The sequence below is a fragment of the Burkholderia sp. M6-3 genome, assembly GCF_050858985.1.
Lineage (GTDB): Bacteria > Pseudomonadota > Gammaproteobacteria > Burkholderiales > Burkholderiaceae > Paraburkholderia > Paraburkholderia caledonica.
On sequence record NZ_CP110090.1, the window covers coordinates 576538 to 593054 of the forward strand.

11 protein-coding genes and 2 pseudogenes are annotated in these 16517 nt (G+C 62.2%); 8 read left to right on the plus strand and 5 right to left on the minus strand.

Going from position 1 to position 16517, the window contains the following annotated elements:
* Positions 1–10 precede the first annotated feature (10 nt).
* The 3 genes from aspT (at position 11) to OH764_RS02590 (ending at position 4865) form a co-directional block, all read left to right on the plus strand.
* Positions 11–1693, plus strand: coding sequence for an aspartate-alanine antiporter family protein (gene aspT / locus OH764_RS02580; protein WP_498848735.1), 1683 nt, complete (start codon positions 11–13; stop codon positions 1691–1693).
* A gap of 92 nt (positions 1694–1785) precedes the next feature.
* On the plus strand, positions 1786–3450 hold the full coding sequence (locus OH764_RS02585) for a bifunctional aspartate transaminase/aspartate 4-decarboxylase (RefSeq protein ID WP_498847925.1): 1665 nt from the start codon (positions 1786–1788) through the stop codon (positions 3448–3450).
* A gap of 191 nt (positions 3451–3641) precedes the next feature.
* Positions 3642–4865, plus strand: coding sequence for a pyridoxal-phosphate-dependent aminotransferase family protein (locus OH764_RS02590; protein ID WP_498847926.1), 1224 nt, complete (start codon positions 3642–3644; stop codon positions 4863–4865).
* 89 nt (positions 4866–4954) lie between these two features.
* Here the strand turns inward: OH764_RS02590 and OH764_RS02595 are convergent.
* A pseudogene (locus OH764_RS02595) lies at positions 4955–5179 on the minus strand (hypothetical protein); the annotation flags it as partial.
* A gap of 5 nt (positions 5180–5184) precedes the next feature.
* Here OH764_RS02595 and OH764_RS02600 point away from each other — a divergent pair.
* Positions 5185–5373 (plus strand): annotated as a pseudogene (locus OH764_RS02600) (PAAR domain-containing protein); the annotation flags it as partial.
* Positions 5374–5558: 185 nt separating this feature from the next.
* On the opposite strand, the gene OH764_RS02605 reads toward OH764_RS02600, so the two are convergent.
* Positions 5559–6770 carry an MFS transporter gene (locus OH764_RS02605; RefSeq protein WP_498847927.1) on the minus strand — a complete coding sequence of 404 codons (1212 nt, stop codon included), beginning with the start codon at positions 6768–6770 and terminating at the stop codon, positions 5559–5561.
* Between the two features lie 379 nt (positions 6771–7149).
* Here OH764_RS02605 and xdhA point away from each other — a divergent pair, with 379 nt between their 5' ends.
* Genes xdhA through xdhC form a run of 3 tightly spaced genes read left to right on the plus strand, consistent with a single transcriptional unit; the run spans position 7150 to position 11732 of the window.
* Positions 7150–8703 carry a xanthine dehydrogenase small subunit gene (xdhA, locus tag OH764_RS02610; RefSeq protein ID WP_498847928.1) on the plus strand — a complete coding sequence of 518 codons (1554 nt, stop codon included), beginning with the start codon at positions 7150–7152 and terminating at the stop codon, positions 8701–8703.
* A 38-nt stretch (positions 8704–8741) separates the two neighbouring features.
* Complete coding sequence (gene xdhB, locus OH764_RS02615) at positions 8742–11105, plus strand: xanthine dehydrogenase molybdopterin binding subunit (protein WP_498847929.1); 2364 nt, start codon at positions 8742–8744, stop codon at positions 11103–11105.
* A gap of 6 nt (positions 11106–11111) precedes the next feature.
* Complete coding sequence (gene xdhC, locus OH764_RS02620; protein ID WP_498847930.1) at positions 11112–11732, plus strand: xanthine dehydrogenase accessory protein XdhC; 621 nt, start codon at positions 11112–11114, stop codon at positions 11730–11732.
* 142 nt (positions 11733–11874) lie between these two features.
* On the opposite strand, the gene OH764_RS02625 is transcribed toward xdhC, so the two are convergent.
* From OH764_RS02625 to OH764_RS02635, 3 genes are all read right to left on the minus strand, one after another.
* Positions 11875–12840: a LysR substrate-binding domain-containing protein gene (locus OH764_RS02625; RefSeq protein ID WP_498847931.1), complete on the minus strand. Its 966-nt coding sequence runs from the start codon at positions 12838–12840 to the stop codon at positions 11875–11877.
* 187 nt (positions 12841–13027) lie between these two features.
* Positions 13028–13672 carry a 2-hydroxychromene-2-carboxylate isomerase gene (locus OH764_RS02630; RefSeq protein ID WP_498847932.1) on the minus strand — a complete coding sequence of 215 codons (645 nt, stop codon included), beginning with the start codon at positions 13670–13672 and terminating at the stop codon, positions 13028–13030.
* Positions 13673–13771: 99 nt separating this feature from the next.
* The gene (locus OH764_RS02635) at positions 13772–15271 is read right to left on the minus strand and encodes a TAXI family TRAP transporter solute-binding subunit (protein ID WP_498847933.1); all 1500 of its coding nucleotides are present in this window, start codon (positions 15269–15271) and stop codon (positions 13772–13774) included.
* Positions 15272–15939: 668 nt separating this feature from the next.
* Here OH764_RS02635 and OH764_RS02640 point away from each other — a divergent pair.
* Positions 15940–16293 carry a BON domain-containing protein gene (locus OH764_RS02640; protein WP_498847934.1) on the plus strand — a complete coding sequence of 118 codons (354 nt, stop codon included), beginning with the start codon at positions 15940–15942 and terminating at the stop codon, positions 16291–16293.
* Positions 16294–16517 lie beyond the last annotated feature (224 nt).

The following is a 16517-nucleotide window of genomic DNA, read 5'->3' on the forward strand; positions in this document are numbered from 1 at the left end:
CGAGGACATGATGGACTGGCTACATCACATATTCCAGAAATCACCTGAGATCGCGCTGTTTTTGTCGCTCGCGGCTGGCTACTTCATTGGCCAGATCAACTTCGGCAAGTTCCAGCTGGGCGGCGTCGGCGGATCGCTGCTGGCGGCGGTGGTGATCAGTCAGGCAGGCGTGACGATCGACAACGGCGTGAAGTCGGTGATGTTCGCCGTATTCATCTACGCGGTGGGCTACGACTCCGGTCCGGGTTTCTTCAATTCGCTGAACCGCAAGACGCTGCGCGAAATTGCGATGGCGGTTTTCCTCGCGGTCACGGCGCTGATCACCGTGGTGGTCTGCGCAAAGCTGTTCCACCTGAACAAGGGACTCGCGGCCGGGCTCGCTGGCGGCGCGCTGACGCAGTCGGCGATCATCGGCACTGCGGGCGACGCGATCGCGCGCCTCGGGCTGCCCGCCGAAGAGGTGAAGTCGCTGCAATCCGACGTTGCGATCGCCTATGCGGTGACGTACGTGTTCGGCTCGCTCGGCGCGATCATCGTATGCGTGAATATTTTGCCGAAGTTCATGGGGCAGAGTCTGCGCGATGCCTCCATCGAAGCAGAACGCGAGCTCACCGCGGGCGCGCCGGCTCGCGGGCCAGGACAGCTTCAGGCATTGCCGGAACTGGTAGGGCGCGCGTACCGGATCGACGTCAGCGCGGGCAAGACGGTGAAACAGGTCGAGACATTGCATCGCGACATGCTGACAATCGAGCGCGTCAAGCGAGGCGGCCATACGCTCGACCCTACGCCGGACCTGGTATTGGATCACGACGATGTCGTGCTCGTCGTGGGCCGTCGCGAAGCCGTCGTCGAGTTCGGCTCGAACGGTAGCGAAGTTGCAGACATTGGCGATGTCGGCGTCGTCATGCAAACGCGCGAAGGCGTATTCACCCGCAAAGGCATGAACCACACGACGATCGCGGCTGCGCGGGAAATGGTTGATCGCGACATGCGCCATGGCGTCTACCTGCAAGGTGTGACGCGCGCTGGGCAGCCGCTGCCGCTGCTGCCGGAAACTCATCTCGAACATGGCGACGTGCTGACGTTCTATGGCTCGCCGAAAGACACCAAGCGCGCCGTGGAAGCCGCCGGTTACGAGCTGCCGTACAGCAACAAAACCGACTTCATCTACATGGGCGTTGGTCTCGTGCTCGGCTTGCTGATCGGGCTCATCGTCATCAACGTGGGTGGAATTCCGCTCACGCTCGGTTCAGGCGGCGGCTGTCTGCTCGCCGGCCTGCTGTTCGGCTGGATGCGCGGCAAGCATCCCATGTACGGCGTGATGCCCACGGCAGCCTCGCAACTCCTGAAGGACTTTGGGCTCGCGGCCTTCGTCGCCGTGGTCGGACTGAATTCCGGCCTGCAGGCCGTGGTCACGGTCAAGCAAAGCGGCATGACGATCTTCCTGCTCGGCGTGTTCGTCACGCTGTTCCCGCTTTTGCTCACGATGCTGTTTGGCCGCTACGTGCTTCGCTACAACAACGCGGCCATTCTGGCAGGTGCGCTGACGGGCTCACGTAGTGCGAATCCGGCTTTTGGCGGCGTGCTGGACAAGGCGGAAAGCGCGGTGCCCACCGTGCCGTTCGCCATCACCTATGCAATTGCGAACGTCGCGTTGACGTTGCTGGGCCCGCTCGTGGTGGGACTCGTGTAGCAAACGCGTTGTATCGATCTCTTCGCGCCGGCCGCGGCATCGCGCAAATCAATGCCCGGCGGCGTCTTTCATCTGGCTCAGGAGAACACATCATGGCAAAAGAGAAGGACGACAGAAAACGTGGCGACATGGCAGAGCCGGGTCTTGTCGCGCTCAGCCCGTTCGAGCTGAAGGACGAACTCATCAAGGCTGCGGGCGGCGGCGCCGTCGAGCGGCCGGCCAATGCGTCGATGCTGAACGCCGGTCGGGGCAACCCGAATTTTCTCGCAACGATCCCGCGCCACGGCTTCTGGCAGCTCGGGCTCTTCGCGATGCGCGAGTCGGAGCGCTCGTTCGCTTATATGCCCGAAGGCGTCGGCGGATTTCCGCGGCGCGAAGGCCTGGAAGAGCGCTTCGACCTGTTCTTGCGCGAAAACAAAGGCGTCGCGGGGATCGACTTTTTGCGCGGCGCGGTATCGTACGTGCGCGACCAGCTCGGGCTTTCCGCCGGCGACTTCCTTTATGAAATGTGTGAGGGGATTCTCGCGTCGAACTATCCGGTGCCCGACCGGATGCTCAAGCTATCCGAAGTCATCGTCGGACAATATCTGCGCCGGGAGATGATCGGCCGACATCCGTTCGTCGGCGAGTTCGACGTGTTCGCGGTGGAAGGCGGCACGGCGGCCATGACGTACATCTTCAATACGATGCGCGAGAATCACCTGATCAAGCCGGGCGACACCATCGCGCTCGGCATGCCGATCTTCACGCCGTACATCGAGATTCCGCGGCTGAACGACTACCAGTTGAATGTGGTGAATCTGAACGCCGGTGTTGAGAATGGCTGGCAGTACACCAAAGAAGAACTCGATAAGCTGCGCGATCCGAAAGTGAAGGCCTTCTTTCTCGTGAATCCGAGTAATCCGCCTTCGGTGAAAATGGACGACGAGAGCCTTCAGTACATTGCCGACATCGTCAAGGAACGGCCCGATCTCATTCTTCTCACCGACGACGTGTACGGAACATTCGCCGACGACTTCGTGTCGCTGTTCGCGCTTGCGCCGAAGAACACGATTCTCGTGTACTCGTACTCCAAATATTTCGGTGCGACCGGCTGGCGTCTCGGAACGATTGCGACGCATCGCGACAACGTGCTCGACAGGCTCATTTCGGAACTGCCGAAAGACGTGAAGAAGCAGTTGCACGAACGCTATGAATCGATCACGACAGAGCCTGAAAAGCTCAAATTTATCGACCGTCTGGTGGCCGACAGCCGCACCGTCGCGCTGAATCACACGGCAGGGCTGTCGACGCCGCAGCAGGTGCAGATGGTGCTGTTCTCGCTGTTCTCGCTGATGGATACGCCCGACGCATACAAGAACGCGCTGAAGCGCCTGATCCGCAAGCGCAAGCAGGCGCTCTATGAAGAGGTCGGCATTGCATTCGACGACAGCGATCCCAATCAGGTCGACTACTACACGATTCTCGACGCTGAGTACCTTGGAGAGCGGATGTTCGGGCGCGAGTTCGTCGATTGGCAGTTGAAGAGCACGCAGCCTACCGAATTGCTGTTCCGTCTCGCGCGCGAGGCTCGGGTGGTGCTGTTGCCGGGACTCGGCTTCGGTACACAGCATGCGTCTGGGCGTGTGTCGCTGGCCAACCTCAACGAATCCGACTACCGGCAGATCGGACGCGCGGTGCGGCGGCTGATCGAAGAATACGTCGAGCGTTTCAATGCGGAAACCGGCAAGAAGCTCGACAAGACGAAGGTGAAGTGAGGTTTTGCCGCGGTGCGGCCAGGCGCGTCGCAGACGCGCGTTTGCAGCGCCCGCCGGTAAAGCATGGTCAAAAAACTTGCGCAATTGCGCGGATCGGTGAATGATCGGACGACGGCCTCGCCAGTGTCATAGCTGGCGAGGCCGTTGGCTCCTGTGCATTCCATCTTTGCGCTTTCCTTCAAGTACCGATCATGCCGACTTCATCATCTAACGTTGCATCTACTGCTGTGCCGTGTCCGGTTGTCGAATCGCTCGACGCCATTCTTCCCGAAGAGCCGTTACTGATGATGGGCGCCGGCCCCGTGCCGATTCCCGCAGCGGTCGCCAAGGCCAATACGATCGTCATCAACCATCTGGGCGCAACCATGGTGAAGGTGATCGGTCAGGTGAAGAGGATGGCGCGCTACGTGTTCCAGACCAATTCGAAATGGGTGCTGGGCGTCGCGGGACCCGGCTCGGCCGCGATGGAAATGGCAATCTCGAATCTCGCGTGGGAAGGCACGCGCGTGCTGAGCATCAAGAACGGCTTTTTCAGCGGGCGCATGGCGGAGATGGGCCGCCGCGTCGGCGCGCGAGTGACGGAACTGGAAGTGGCCGACCGCGCGGTGGCGAGTCTTGACGAGATCGCCGAGGCAATCCGCCGTGAGCGTCCGGAGATCGTCACGGTGGTGCAGGGCGAGACTTCGAATACGGTCTGGAATTACCAGTTGAAGGACATTGCCGCACTGGCGAAGTCGGCGGGCGCGCTGGTGATCGTCGACGCGGTGTGCACATTGAGCACCATGCCGCTCGCCATGGACGAGTGGGGTATAGACGCTGTGATCACGGGAGGGCAGAAGGGCTTGTCGTCTATTCCGGGAGTCTCGTTGATTGCGTTTTCCGATGCAGCTTGGGAGCGCGTGAAAGGACGTACCGCGCCGAATGCACATTGGTGTCTCGACGCGTCGCTCGCCGAGAACTTCTGGCATAACGCGGGATATCACTACACGGCGCCGGTCTCGGGCGTGCTGGCTTTACATGAGGCACTGCGGCTCGTGTGCGCGGAGACGCTTGAAAAGCGTTTCGCGCGGCACCTCAAGTGTTCGGTGGCGTTGCAGGAAGGCGTGACCGCGCTGGGCTTGCAGCTGTATGCGCCAGTTGCTTGTCGGTTGAATTCGGTGGTGGGCATCGAGGTGCCCGCCGGGCTGAGTCCAGGTGATGTATGCGCGCATATTTCGCGGCACCATCAGGTCGAAATTTCGGGGTCGTTCGGATTGCCGATTGTCCGGATCGGGCAAATGGGCGAGCAATGCCGTGAGCACAATCTGTTTCGCACTCTGCACGCGCTGGGCCGGACGATGGTCGATCTCGGCGTTAAGGTCGATTTGCCCGCCGGGGTCGCCGCGTTGGAGCGTGGATTGTCGGGAGGGAAGTAGGGAGTGGGTTTCCGACCTCTCCGTACGTCATAATGCCACGGTTCAACGGCGTGACACCTGCAGTTGGGCGTGGGTTGGGGACCACTCCGCTAATGCGACGCGCTCGAAAGTCCGCCTGCCGGAGGTAATCTCGGCGGCGGACCACTGTCGGTCGAACTGAACGCCGACATGGAACTCGGACATTGGAACGTCTTCAGCACATCGCTCGTCAGTGGGTTGGCAACGCTGACCGCGCGCACGATGTTGAATACCGCTTTGCGCCCGCCGAAGTTGAACGCCACGCGCGTACCTCCGGATGCCGCTGTTTCCAGCACCAAAGATGACCTTCGATGGTCGTCCGGTCGCCCGTATGGGCAACGAAGTCTTTTGCCCGCCACATCCGGAAATTAGACCGAACCTGATCGTTTAGGGTGATGAGTCGATGATGGACGATAGCCTTCCTGTTACTCATCATGGACATCGTGCGACATGTGATTGCCGATTGATTTCCAGCCTGTCGCAACTGTGATCGCTTTAGCCGCTCGACAAACACAATTTGGTGCGGCTCGAAGCCGAGCCTTCCGAGGATTACCGGTTGAACGTACGACTAGCTGCCACCAAGGCCAGCCGTGCCACGGCGCTGGTCCTGATTACACCGCTGCCTGCCCGGAACCACACAACTAATTGTGAGTTGGTGCGTTGAGAAGAGAACCCTCAAAGCGCCGCAGGCATCTTCCCAACCTTCACATCCCGAAGATAAAGAAAACTCGAAAGCCCCACAGCCGCGGCAGCGGCAATTGCTGCAAACAGAAACACTGACCCATACCCGAACTCGCCGGCAATATACCCCGCCAACGGCCCCGTAATTCCCAGCGACAGATCGAGAAACACCGAGTAAGCCGACAACGCCGCACCCCGGCTCGCGGGCGGCACGAGTCCGACTGCCTCGACGCCGAGCGCCGGGAATACCAACGCAAACCCGAATCCGGTCAACGCCGCCCCCGCGAGCGCAATATGCGGCTCAGGCGCAAGCCACAGCATCAGCAAGCCGACACATTCAAACGAAAAGGAAACGATCGCGACCCGGAAGCCCCCGTAGGTCTTGATCGTGTTGGCGAACAGCAGCCGCGCGCCGATGAACAGCGTGCCGAACACCGTCAGCGACAATGCCGCGTTCGGCCACTGCTTCGCCGCATAGAACAATGTGATGAACGTCGCAATCGATCCAAAACCGGCCGACCCGAGCGCTAACCCGATGCCGTGCGGCAGGACGCGCGTGAACACGCTTCGGTACGACATCCGCTCACCGTGCACGATCGGCACGGGTGCCATCGGCCGGGCGAGGTAGAAGCCAAGCGCCGCCAGCAGAATCACTAGAATGCCGAGCGCCGCAAATCCAACCGTCCGCTCGATTGCAACGCCGAGCGGCGCGCCGACCGCCAGCGCGCCATACGTGGCGATGCCGTTCCACGAGATCACTCGAGCGTTGTTGCTCGTGCCCACGCGGCCAATCCCCCACAGAATCGCGCCGGTGCCGCACAGACTCTCGCCGAATCCGAGCACGAGCCGGCCGCACACGAGCAGGCCAAGGCTCAGCACGGGCCAGCGTCCGCACAAAACCGCCAGCAGCAAAAGAACGCCGCTCGCGCCGCATCCGAGCAAGCCAATCGTTACCGTCCGCTTCGGCCCCAGCGTGTCTGCAGAACGTCCTGCCAGCGGCCTCGACGCCAGAGTCGCCAGGTATTGCACGCTGATCGCAGCGCCCGCGAGCACCGCGCTGTAGCCGAGATCGTCATGCACGTAACCTGGCAGCACCGCCAGCGGAATGCCGATCGTCAGATAGCAAAGAAACGTGAAAAAGACGACCGGAATGATCTGCATGGTCGTGGCAAATTCGCTGCGGGGTGTCGCTGTGTCGGTGGACATCGGGAAAACCAGACTTGAAAACGGCGGGAAGGCGTGATTTTCCCACGGAACCGATTCTCGTGCAGCATTTGCTTAATAATTGGTCAGACTTAAGCCCGCGCGAAGCCCAGATAGTGAGGTGTCGGACGCTCAATGCCTTCGACGCCGTGTGAACTGCTTTACCCAGCGCCCCCAAAAAAAAGCTGGCTGAAATCAGCCATTTCATAACTAAACATCTCAAATGAGCCAAGTCAACATAAGCCCGCAGCGCGCTGATTCCATCTCGATATCGCTTTAAGCATATGTCCCGCATGCGACCCGTGCTATGGGTTGTATTTATTGACAGTGATAGTTTTCGAACCATCCCTGCTGCACAAAGAACATTCGAGAGCGATAAGACATGACTGAGCCAATCCGCTTTTACCATCGCAACGCGATCCGCGAAATCAAGGACGCGCCTGTCACCCGCACGGTCCTGCAGTATCTGCGTGAAGATGCGCACTGCACCGGCACCAAGGAAGGGTGCGCCGAAGGCGATTGCGGCGCGTGCACGGTCGTGGTTGGCGAGCGCAACGAAAAGGGCGGCGTCGATTTCAAGGCGGTCAATGCCTGCATCCAGTTTATGCCGACGCTCGACGGCAAGGCGCTCTTCACCGTCGAAGATCTGCGTCAGCCCGACGGCTCGCTGCATCCGGTACAGCAGGCGATGGTCGAATGCCACGGCTCGCAGTGCGGTTTCTGCACGCCGGGTTTCGTCATGTCGATGTGGTCGCTCTACGAAAAGCACGGTCACGAGCATGGCTGTGCGAACAGGACGGTGCCGTCACGGGAAGCAATCAGCAATGCGCTCACAGGCAATCTGTGCCGCTGCACCGGCTATCGTCCGATCGTGGATGCGGCCGTGCGCATGTTCGAAGTCCCCGCGCCTAAGGCGCGGGTGAATGTGGAGGCGCTCGCAGGTACGCTCGCGACGCTGCAACGCGACGACACGTTCCATTACGAGCACGCCGGCCAGCGCTTCGACGCGCCGCGCACGGTCCAAGCGCTCGCGCAGATCAAGCAGGGCGCGCCGGCCGCGCGTATTCTCGCGGGCAGCACCGACATTGGCCTGTGGGTCACCAAGCAGATGCGCGAACTCGGCAATGTCGTGTACGTCGGGCAAATCGCTGAATTGCAGAAGCTCGAAACGCGTGCCGACTGGATCGAAATCGGCGCGGGCGTGACGGTAGAAAACGCCTACGCGGAGATCGCAAAGCAGTATCCCGAGCTTACCGAAATGTGGCTACGCTTTGCTTCGCTGCCCATTCGCAACGCGGGCACACTCGGCGGCAACATCGCGAACGGCTCGCCGATCGGTGATTCGATGCCGGGTCTCATTGCGCTGGGCGCGCGCGTGATTGTCCGAGGTGGCGACGTCGAACGCGAAATGCCGCTCGAAGACCTGTACCTCGCGTATCAGAAGAAGAATATGGCCGAGCACGAGTTCGTCGTCGGCCTCAAAGTGCCGACTCGCACGGGCGCGCGCGCAAAGCTGCAATTTCGCACTTACAAGCTGTCGAAGCGCTTCGACTCGGACATCTCCGCCGTGTGTGCCGCATTCTCGTTTATCGCGGACGGCGAGTTGATTCGCGAGCCGCGCATCGCGTTCGGCGGCATGGCAGCGACGCCGAAGCGCGCAACGCACGCAGAAGCGGTGCTGCGCGACGCCGAATGGCATGAAGCCACCGCGCAAGCCGCGATGCTCGCGCTCGGCAACGACTACGCGCCGCTTTCCGATATGCGCGCGACCAGCAATTATCGTCTCGACGCTGCAAAGAACACGTTGTATCGCTTCTGGCTCGAAACGCGCCCCAACAATCCGTTGCCAAAAAGCTCGCTCGATGTGCGCGCGGTGACTGCGGCGTGCGCGACTGCGGACGCCGGTGTCGACGGCAACGTCGAAGCAAATGCCTGAAGCGAACGAAGCGCTCGAAGAATACGGAGAACACAACAATGAATCAGCATGCTGAACCCTTTCTGAAGGACGCTCAGGCGCTCGACGACTTCACGCAGGTTCATGTGTCGCGCCCGCATGAATCGGCGCATCTGCACGTGAGCGGCCGCGCGACGTATACCGACGACATCCCGACGGTCGCCGGCACGCTGCACGCCGCGCTCGGCCTGTCGAGCAAAGCACACGCGAAGATCGTGTCCATGTCGCTCGACAAGGTACGTGCGACGCCCGGCGTAGTCGCTGTCTTTACCGCGGACGATATTCCCGGCGCCAACGACGTCGCGCCGATCGTCCGCGGCGACGACCCGATTCTCGCCGACGGCATCGTTCAGTACGTTGGTCAGCCGGTGTTCATCGTAGTGGCGACGTCGCACGAAACCGCGCGGCTCGCCGCGCGCCGCGCGGAGATCGTCTATGAGGAATTGCCTGCCATCCTGACCGCACAGCAGGCGCGTGCCGCCAACCAGCACGTGCTGCCGCCAATGAAACTCGCGCGCGGCGACGCCGGCACGAAGATCGCGCGCGCGTCGCATCGTGAGGCTGGCGAAATGCTGCTCGGCGGCCAGGAGCAGTTCTATCTCGAAGGGCAGATTTCGTATGCGGTGCCGAAGGACGACGACGGCATGCACGTCTATTGCTCGACGCAGCATCCGACTGAAATGCAGCATCTTGTCGCTCACGCGTTGGGCATTGCGTCCCATAACGTGCTGATCGAATGTCGCCGAATGGGTGGCGGCTTCGGCGGCAAGGAATCGCAGTCGGGTGTCTTCGCGTGCTGCGCAGCGCTCGCCGCATGGAAGCTGTTGTGCCCCGTCAAGCTGCGCCCGGATCGCGACGACGACATGATGGTGACGGGCAAGCGGCACGACTTCCACTACACGTATGAAGTCGGCTACGACGACAAGGGCGTGATCGAAGGCGTGGCCGTCGACATGACCTCTCGCTGCGGTTTTTCGGCCGACCTGTCCGGCCCGGTGATGACGCGCGCGCTGTGCCACTTCGACAACGCGTACTGGCTGTCGGATGTGACCATCGACGGCTTCTGCGGCAAGACCAACACGCAATCGAATACCGCGTTTCGCGGCTTCGGTGGTCCGCAAGGTGCATTTGCGATCGAATACATCATGGACAACGTGGCGCGCTCGATCGGCGAGGATTCGCTCGACGTGCGTCGCCGCAATCTGTATGGCAAGACCGAGCGTAATCAGACGCCGTATGGCCAGATCGTCGAAGACAACGTGATTCACGAACTGATCGACGAACTGGAAGCGACTAGCGAATATCGCGCGCGCCGCGCGGCGATCAACGAATTCAACGCTAACAACGAGGTGCTGAAAAAAGGCCTCGCGCTGACGCCGGTCAAGTTCGGCATAGCGTTCAACGTCACGCACTTCAATCAGGCCGGCGCGCTGGTGCATATCTACACCGACGGTTCGGTGCTCGTGAATCACGGCGGCACGGAAATGGGCCAGGGCTTGAACACGAAAGTCGCACAGGTCGTCGCGCATGAACTGGGCGTTGGCTTCAATCGGATTCGCGTGACGGCAACGGATACCAGCAAGGTCGCAAATACCTCGGCGACGGCGGCTTCGACGGGTTCGGACCTGAACGGCAAGGCTGCACAGGACGCGGCGCGCCAGCTGCGCGAACGGCTCGCCGCGTTTGCGGCCGAGCGTTTCGGGGCCGGCGAGGTCAAGGCTTCCGACGTGCGCTTCGCGCATGACCGCGTGATTGTCGGCGAGGCAGTTGTGCCATTCGAAGAAGTCGTCGCAAAGGCATATCTCGCGCGAATCCAGCTATGGTCCGATGGTTTTTACGCGACACCGAAGCTCCACTGGGATCAGGCGAAGCTGCAAGGCCGGCCGTTCTACTACTACTCGTATGGCGCGGCCGTGTCCGAAGTGGTGATCGACACGCTGACCGGCGAAATGCGCGTGCTGCGCGCGGACGCGCTGCATGACGTAGGTGCGTCGCTGAATCCGGCGCTCGACATCGGCCAGGTGGAAGGCGCGTTCATTCAGGGCATGGGCTGGCTCACCACCGAGGAGCTGTGGTGGAACGCCGGCGGCAAGCTCATGACGCACGCGCCGTCCACCTACAAGATTCCGACTGTCAACGATACGCCGCCCGTTTTCAACGTGCGTCTGTTCAAGAACCGCAATGCGGAGGACAGCATTCACCGCTCGAAAGCGACCGGCGAGCCGCCGCTGCTTTTGCCGTTCTCAGTGTTCTTTGCGATTCGCGACGCGGTGTCCGCAGTTGGCGGTCATCGGGTGAATCCGCCGCTCAATGCACCTGCCACGAGCGAGGAAATCCTCAGGGCGATCGGCGCAGCGCGGGCCGCCGCGTCGGCCGCGAGGTAATTGAAGATGAACGCGATCAACCACTGTTCGTCGATTCGGATCGGCCGGCGCAGCGCTGTCGACGAATCCCGTCCCTCGCCCATGCACATCGTGCTGTTCGGCGCGGGCCATGTGGGTCATGCGCTCATTCAATTGCTCGGCAACCTGCCGTGCGTGGTTCAGTGGGTGGACGAGCGCGACGAACTGTTCCCGGACGAAACCCCCGCGAATGTGCAGATCGAAGCCACCGACACGCCCGACGCGATCGTCGATACGGCACCGCCCGGCGCCTGGTTTCTGGTGATGACGCATAACCATGCGCTCGATTTTTCGCTCGCTGAACGCATCATGCGGCGACGCGATTTCAGCTACTTCGGCATGATCGGTTCGAAGACAAAACGCGTGAAGTTCGAACGGCGCCTGCTCGCGCGTGGCGTGGAGCTCGAACAGTTGCAGCAGATGACATGTCCGATCGGCGTGCCAGGTATCGTCGACAAGGCGCCGGCCATGATCGCGGTGGCGGTATGCGCGGAGTTGCTGCAGGTTCGCGGGCGGCGAGCCGCGGTTCAGCCCGCAACGGCAAACGGAACGCAAGCGGCGCTTCAACCCTTTGGCGACGAACGTCTGAAATCGATTGGCTGCGTTTAGCCTGTTGGCCCCGTTAGCCGACGCGACGGGGTCGAATACGTCAACCGCATTAACCGCATCCAGCCCATCAGCCGCCGAAGGCTCCTTAACCGACTCAACCGCATGGACGCCTCGTTGCTCCATTAGCGCGTTCGCCTCGCCCTCAGGTGGAACCTTGCCGTGGTTGCTTCGCGCGGTGAACCTTCTGCGCGACCAGCCCGTCCGACACCTGTGACATCAATGCACGCAGCCAGCCGAGATCACTCGGGCGATCGGGCTGCGGATGCCACATCTGATAGCACTTGATACGCGGAAACGGAATGGGCGCCTCGACTACCGCGAGCGGCAGAATGCTCGCGTAGTGCGTTGCGAAGCGCCGCGTCGTCGTGAAGATCAGATCGGATTGCAGCAGCGTCTGCGGCACGAGGCCGAAGTAGGGCAGCGTGGCGACGATGCGCCGCTCGGCGCGCGCTCTCGCAAAGCCGATGTCGATGGCGCCACCGCGCGCGCCGCTATAAGGAGTCGGCGCAAGATGCGGCGCCGCGAGATACGCGTCGCGCGTGAGCGGCGCGCGCGCCAACGGATGATCCGCCCGCATCAGGCAAACAACCGTGTCCGAAAACAGGTCGCTGCGATCGAAACGCGGATCGGGCTTCGGCCAGTTGCCGATTACGAGATCGAGCTCGCCTGCATCGAGCGAGGCAGTGTGGTCGAGCATCGGGCCGAGCGAATCGATTTCGAGCCGTGCGTGCGGCGCGGCCTCACGGAACTGCGCGATCACGGTCGGCATGAAGAAGTCGTTCAGATAATCCGGCGCGGCTACCCGAAAGGTCCGGCGCGAACGGCCGGGGTCGAACTCCCCGTGCGGCGTGGCCACGAAATCGACCTCACGCAGCACCCGTTGCGCGGATGCGAGCAGCGACTCGCCATATTCGGTCGGCACCATGCCCGACTTGCCGCGTACGAGGATGGGGTCGTTCAGCGTCTCTCGAAGCTTGCGCAGCGCGGTGCTGATTGCGGGCTGCGTCTGGTTCAGGCGCAGCGCGGTTTGTGTGACGCTGCGCTCGACCAGCAACGTGCGCAGCACGCGCACGAGCCAGATATCGAGGGAGGCGGCGGTGTCGTCCATGGAAAAGAGCGAGGCGAAGTCGAGCGGGCGTCACAAGAATCCGCGCGAGAGGCGATCAGCACGCGGTCTATGCGTGGCGCAAAGGTTATAACCTTAGGCCCGATTGCACTGCGGCCGCCATAGCGGGCGCGGTATGACCGGCATCAGCAGCGCTCGGTTGCCCCACGCACGCCACTGCGCCGAACCCTCAGATGTTGGCCAAGCCCGACGGCAGCGCACTGATCCGCTTCACTTCGCTCGATTCCAGCCAGTTGGGCGTGCGTGCGCAGTACAACACCATCGGCAGCGCATCTTCGCCCCAGAACAACTGGTCGTTCAGCCGGAAGGTCGGCACGCCGTACACGCCGAGGCCGATGGCGTCGGCGGTATTGCGTTGCAACTGCGCCTTCACTTCTTCGCTCTTGATGAGTTCGGGGCCGTCCGGCATGCCCACCCGTTCGCACAATTCGGCGAATGCCGCCTCGCTCGACGGATCGCGGCCCTCACGCCAGATGAAGCGGAAGATTTCGCGCACACAGACCACGTCTGCCTGAGCGGCGGTGGCGAGCAGCAGCGGCTTCATGGAGTCGAAAGGATGAGCCGGCGGCATCTTGTAGGGTATGCCGAGCTGCTCCGCGCGAAAGAGCGCGTGCCGGTACAGGAAGGTGCGTTTGGCCGGCACGCTGTAAGCCGGCCGTTGCCCCCAGTGACGATACAGGTCGTTCAGCACCACCGGCGTGAATACGAAGTCGAAGCCAGGCCATTTGTCGTGTTGTTCGAGCAGCAGATACGTGAACGGCGAGACGAAATCGTAAAACCACAGCGGCTGCGCGGCGTCGATGCCAACGGTCATATGTGTCTCCCGGATTGCCTGTCCGACAGATCGGCGGTTGCGTCTGCCATATCGTCGGAATTGTAACGATCTTACGCGGTGCAGCGACGGCTTGCACCGTCAATCTGGTTTGCGGCGCTCGTCGGCGCGTGTCTCGCCGATCTCTGCGGCTTCGTTCGGCGCGCCGGGCGCGGCGGCCGCGTCGTCTGCTTCGGGCGTCGTGGCGAAGTCCCGGTCGGCACCTTCGTCCGGCTCTTCCTCGGACACCTCGCGCTGCGCTTCGCGGCTTTGCATGAGCCTTGCCCGCACAAAACCGATGTGCTCGCGCAGCACATAGAACTGATCGGCATAGGCGAGCGGCATCTTCAGACCATTCACCGAGTCTTCGATCGCGTCGAGCCGTTGCAGAAGCGACGCGCGCTCGGCCGGCGAATGGTCGCTAAGCGCGCTGCGCTCGATAGCGATCAGTGCGCCATACCAACGATAGATACGTGACTTCACCCGCCATGCATACAGCGACGGCACGAGCCGCAGCGCCGGGATCAGCAGCACCACGAGCGGCACGACCACCACGAGCAGCCGGTCGGCGAGGCTCGCGAGCCAGAACGGCAACAGCCGGTACAGGAAGCTCTTGCCCGACTTGTAGTAGCGCGCGGCGTCGTCGCTGATCGTGAAGTCATGGGCAAGCGGGGCAGGAAATTCACCCGCGCGCTGCATGATGTTCGCCCTGCCGTGGACTTCGCGCGCGGCCTCGATCAGCAGGTCAGACAGCGCCGGGTGCAGCGAGTCGCGCGCCACCAGCTCGGCGGTCGGCGCGACCATATGGATCGGCGCGGACGGCAGGTTCTTGCCGAGATCGAACGCGCCCATTGGCAATTCGAGTTGCGTCAGGTACGGAAAGCGGCGCGTGTATGCGTCGGCCTGCGTGAAATCGTAGAACTGCACATTTGGCGTACGGTAAAGCTTGCCCATGACCGCGGGTTGCGCGGAATCGCCGGCGAGGAAAGCGGCGTCGACCTTCCCGGAGATGAGGGCCTGCGCCGCGTCTTCGCCAGAAAGCGGCAGCAGTTTGGTCGCGCCGCCCGGCTCGATGCCGTTGGCCTTCAGAAGCGCGAGCGCCAGTTCCCGGGTGCCGCTGCCTTCGGCGCCGACTGCGAGCCGCTGGCCCTTGAATTCGGAGAGTCGCGCGACCGTTGGCCCGTGATAGAAGATCGCCAGCGGCACATACGACACGCTGCCGAGCGACATCAGGCCATTGCTTGCTGCGCCGGGCGCGACGCCGTCCTGCACGAAGCCCACGTCGACGTTCGAGTTCGGGTCTGACAGCCGTTTGAGGTTTTGCAGCGAGCCTTCCGACGGCAGAACATTCAACGTGATGCGGTTGCGCGCCAGGATCTCCTTGTACTTTTGGGCCGCCGTCCAGAAGCTGCTGCCTTGCGGGCCGGCGCTAATGGTGAGCGTGCTGGGCGGCGCGGGCTGGATCAGGCGCACCGCGAGCCAGATCGCGACGACAGCGATCAGCACGATCGGCCCGAACGACACAGCCAGATCGCGCCATGAGATCGCGACGAAACGGGCAACAAGGTGGGTAGGGCGTTTGCGGCCGGTGGCTGGCTTCATCGGATGACAGGACGGCTACGGTCCGGAATGAACTGAATGGGGCGCTGCGCGTGGCGCCGATGGTACCTGAGATTGCCGCGGCGGCGGAATGGACGACTGGGCAGGGCACGGAGAAACCCGTAACAAAAAGTGACTACCGGGTAGCGGCGAAGCGGCGAGCGCCCAATGAATGAGCGGCGAGTGCTTCGCCGACAAGCAGGGCGCGGGCGGCCATTAAAAAGCGCCTCAACGACGAGCGCTTTAAGCAGATTAAGCGCATATCGGAAGCACATGAAGTGCATATGAATGCCTGCAAACATGCGTATTTAACTCAGCCCCTCGCGTCGAGCATAACTAAACCCTTTGCGCTTCGGGCGCGGCTAGATTAAATTGTGCATCGCTGCCGCGAACACACGTTTCGCGCGGCGCGACCCGGCACGACACAGAAGAACCGGGCGCGTCTGCGAATATCGCCGCTTGCCGGTCTGCGGACCGCATCGCATGAGCGTCTTCGCCATCGCGTGCGGCACATGGCAGCCGGCCTCCCTTCGCCTCTCGCATCTCGTGTCGCAGCCACAGCCGGCCATTGCCTCGCCGCGCGCCTCGTCGCGCCTCGGGCATGGCCGCAGGTAGTCGTAACGAAGCCGCTTATTCAAGCGGTCCAATGTGAAGCTAAGGAGAGAAGCAATATGAAATCGGTCGGTTTTCTGAAGACGCTGGGCTCGGTGGTGGCAATGGTGGTGGCATGCAACGTCTATGCTCAGGCAAGCGATGCAACGGCAACGGGCACGACAGCCGCCCCCGCCGCCAGCGCGAAGGCGAGCAAGAAGGCCAATAGCCAGCTGGGCCGCAAGGTGCGCGCCGCGCTCGCGAAGACGCAAGGCATCGACGTGTCCAACATCGCGGTGCGCGCCCGCGGCGGCGCAGTGACGCTCACGGGCTCGGTGCCCGATCAAGGTCAGATCGACGCGGCCGGCGAGGCAGCGAAGGGTGTTCCCGGCGTGACGTCGGTGTCGAACAAGCTGAACGTGATGCAGCAGTAAGTGCGGCGAGCGGGCGCATCGGTAAGCCCGCTGTGACGGTGCACTGATCAGGTGCCTGGCCGCACGGCAATCGGCGCGCCTCACACGGCGCGGCTTATGAGGTGTCGGTGCCGCGACGGGCGTTTTCCGACGCAATGCACCACTTCGATGTGCACGACGAGAAAGCTCCGGCAGTCATGCCGGAGCTTTTTTGTTTTGTGCGACCCCGTTGATGAAACGGCAGC

Coding starts and splice junctions, on each gene's coding strand:
- aspT (WP_498848735.1), top strand. CDS start 11: ATGGACTGGCTACATCACATATTCCAGAAATCACCTGAGATCGCGCTG.
- xdhC (WP_498847930.1), top strand. CDS start 11,112: ATGAACGCGATCAACCACTGTTCGTCGATTCGGATCGGCCGGCGCAGC.
- OH764_RS02605 (WP_498847927.1), bottom strand. CDS start 6,770: ATGTCCACCGACACAGCGACACCCCGCAGCGAATTTGCCACGACCATG.
- OH764_RS02625 (WP_498847931.1), bottom strand. CDS start 12,840: ATGGACGACACCGCCGCCTCCCTCGATATCTGGCTCGTGCGCGTGCTG.
- OH764_RS02585 (WP_498847925.1), top strand. CDS start 1,786: ATGGCAAAAGAGAAGGACGACAGAAAACGTGGCGACATGGCAGAGCCG.
- OH764_RS02590 (WP_498847926.1), top strand. CDS start 3,642: ATGCCGACTTCATCATCTAACGTTGCATCTACTGCTGTGCCGTGTCCG.
- xdhA (WP_498847928.1), top strand. CDS start 7,150: ATGACTGAGCCAATCCGCTTTTACCATCGCAACGCGATCCGCGAAATC.
- OH764_RS02635 (WP_498847933.1), bottom strand. CDS start 15,271: ATGAAGCCAGCCACCGGCCGCAAACGCCCTACCCACCTTGTTGCCCGT.
- OH764_RS02630 (WP_498847932.1), bottom strand. CDS start 13,672: ATGACCGTTGGCATCGACGCCGCGCAGCCGCTGTGGTTTTACGATTTC.
- OH764_RS02640 (WP_498847934.1), top strand. CDS start 15,940: ATGAAATCGGTCGGTTTTCTGAAGACGCTGGGCTCGGTGGTGGCAATG.
- xdhB (WP_498847929.1), top strand. CDS start 8,742: ATGAATCAGCATGCTGAACCCTTTCTGAAGGACGCTCAGGCGCTCGAC.